We start from the raw sequence: 3,000 nt of genomic DNA, 5'->3' as shown, positions 1-3,000 counted from the left end.
GACAGTTTCAATAGAGTTTGATAGGTCGATTCTGCAACTTCAACTTTGCGTTCTAACTCCCGCTGGTTTTGTGCCAACTGGGGTATGAGTTTCACCCGCTGTTCATAGCTGGCACGGGAATTATATAGAGAGGAGAGTCTTTGAGTTAAGCCAAAACGTTGTATTTCTGATTGCAGAAAGTTTTGTATCAGGCTTTGTCTGAGTTCTCCAATCTGCAATAGGTTCTGGGGAACTTGTGTTTGATTGCCAATAGTCTGGCCAACTTGCTGTTGCAGGAGAGATTTTAAATTGGCTTTTTTTGCTTCTAGGTTAATAATTATAGGGTTGTCATCTAGAAAACGGCTGCGCTCAACCGCTAACTGTCGATCAGTCTCTTGGAGTTGTGTAAGAATTCCCTGTACTGCTGGTGACTGACTGAGGGCACTCACAGCGATCGCTTCCTGAGAATCTAGCTCTACTTTCTGGCGCAGTTGATTGGTTTGGGCATTTACCTCATCCAGTTGAGCCTTGACAGTATTCATCTCATTGTCTAGATTTCCAATAGTCGCAACAGCTGACCTTGTCTCCTCGGATAAATCTGCAATCCGATGCTTTTGTTTAAATATACGTAGCGCTACTTCTGCATTATTAACAGCAGCTTGAGTTGTAGGAAGTTGCTTGGCCATAAACTGACGAGTCGCTCCTGCCTCAGAGCGATTTGTCAGAATATCATTTTCTAAATAAAACCTCATAACTGTGTTGACTACTGCCGCTGCTTCTTCAGGATCGTGACTGCTATAACTAATACGCAATACATCTGTCCCACCAATAATTTTTAGGTTCAGGGCTTTTTGTAGTGCTTTCACCTCCAGAGGTTCACCTTCTTTGTCTTTGAGTTGTAGCTTGTCTATTGTCCGTTGCAATAAAGCTGGGGAAGAAATAACCTCTATCTGACTGCTTATTGGATTTTGAGTTGCTACCAATGGTTTCAAATCTCCTGAGTCTCCTCCTTCAGAGCTACCAGGGGAAAGATTATTGCCTGCTACTTTAAAACTGGGGACTCTGAATAAGAGTTTTCCTTCTGCTTCATAGTCTGGCTTCAGAAATTTTGTAGATATAGCACTCAGAATAACTGTTGCCACAAATATACTGAAAGCAGGTACCCACCAACGTTTCAATATCAATAAGTAACGATTAAGGTCTAAATCGATAGATTCTCTAGATTCCATAGATTTTTCTGACATAAATCTTCCAAAGTACAGGTCTTAAGCAAGAAACTCAAAATTGACTTATAACAGCCACAAACCAGTGCAATTGACAATACTGATTATGTATAATTTTACAATATAAAATATAGTATAGACCAATACGGTTCAGTTAAAGCTTAACTCTTTATCAAAATCATTTTCTAACGAACCGCCAAAGACGCAATAAGTGCTTAACTCAAGTGTATTGTAGTATATATTTAAGCTAAAAATTTAGTCCTCATTTAGTACAAATTTGTAACGGTGGTGTGTACCTTTATTTATTGAGCAAAACCTTTGTTAATTTTGGGATCATAGGTGAGTTAACTACGTTCTAACTCTAACAGCCGTCCCATAAATCAACCCTTTATTAACAGGGCGTTAAATTAAAGTTTTTTGCATTAGCCATCAACCATTAATATTCATTCAAATCTATTTCTGGATTATCAAAGACTTTCTTTTTACTTGGATATTGTACGGCTATGTTCCTTGTCAGAACAACTATCTTAGCCAAAGCCAAAATTTAAAAGTCAAGTAAAAAACTCGACTTTTTGTCAGTTTGTAATTTTTGACCATCAACATCTACTCATTATTCAACTTACTTAATATAGTAATTCTGAAAGTTAAAATAGCTACCTACTTTGCCAAACTTGATCGTAAGCATCTAACAGTTTTGGAGCTTGATATTGCCATTCAAGAATCTCCTCCATTCTGCGTCGCCCCTCCGCTCCGATCTTTTCTCTGCGTTCAGGAGAATCTAGAAGTTCCAGAATTTTCTCGGCAAATTCTACCTCATCGTTAGGCTTGGCATAAAGAGATGCTTCTTGTGCAGAACGTCTTCCCTCCCGCAAATCAAACTGGACAATTGCTTTTCCCATTGCCATGTATTCAAGGATTTTATTCATCGTGCAATTTTCGTTATAAGCAGATGTTGGAGAAGGCTCTACACAAACATCGCAGCTGGAAAGCCGCTCTAAAAGTTCTTCACCTTGCTTAAACCCTGTAAATTCTACAAACTCATTCACTTTTAACTCTTTAGATAAGTCCTTGAGTTTTTCTGCCATAGGTCCACTACCAATTAGCATAAAGTGAATATCAGAGCGATTTTTTTTGTGGACAATGTAATATACCATTCTTAAGAGATAATCAATACCCTCTGGTTATCCCATGACACCCATGTAACCTATCAAGTAGTTTCTACCTCTACGATAATTAGGGTTTGGAGGCATTCGGCGAAAGCGCGAAAGATCCGGCGCACTACGAACTACAAATACTTTCTCTGGTTTCTTGTGCCCACGCTTAAGAGCCACCTCTCGGTGTGACTCGTTCGTTGAAATTACCATATCTGCTGTGGCATAGGTCAAGCGTTCAGCCCAGCGTAATCCATGATAAAAAATATCGCGCCGCCGATACTTAGCTTCATACATTTCCGGACTGAGGTCATGATGATCGAAGATAATAGATATACCATGAAATAATTTAAACCATGCTGCTACCAAGAAAAGTAAATCGGGCGGATTACAAATATGTATGACATCAAAACCACGCTCTCTCCATACCCTTTGAGCTAGACGGAATTGCCAGTTAATCGCCCAACTGTACTCTCGGAGATAACCAATGACAGAACTTTCTTCTGCTGGTAGGGGATGACGGTAAATGTGAATCTGCTCAATAATTTCGTAATCTTTATCAAAGCCATTACCTGTAGGTGAAATTACGCTAACTTCATACCCAGCTTTTTGCAAAGTAGTTGCTTCCATCCATACCCGTCTATCAA

General features: G+C 39.4%; 3 protein-coding genes. All 3 read right to left on the bottom strand.

All coding sequences use genetic code 11. The features are described from left to right. The coding region (locus tag IQ229_RS21310; RefSeq protein ID WP_194047130.1) for a GumC family protein at positions 1-1,223 on the bottom strand (1,223 nt) is incomplete at its 3' end. A gap of 632 nt (positions 1,224-1,855) precedes the next feature. Continuing rightward, entirely contained in the window at positions 1,856-2,374 is a 519-nt protein-coding gene (locus IQ229_RS24300; protein ID WP_322744042.1) for a glycosyltransferase, read from the bottom strand. A gap of 9 nt (positions 2,375-2,383) precedes the next feature. Then, the coding region (locus IQ229_RS24295) for a glycosyltransferase (protein ID WP_228013628.1) at positions 2,384-3,000 on the bottom strand (617 nt) is incomplete at its 5' end.

The sequence above is a fragment of the Nostoc cf. edaphicum LEGE 07299 genome, assembly GCF_015207245.1.
GTDB lineage: Bacteria > Cyanobacteriota > Cyanobacteriia > Cyanobacteriales > Nostocaceae > Nostoc > Nostoc edaphicum_B.
The sequence above is the reverse complement of the archived record's forward strand: the minus strand, read 5'-3'. Positions and strand labels throughout refer to the sequence as shown.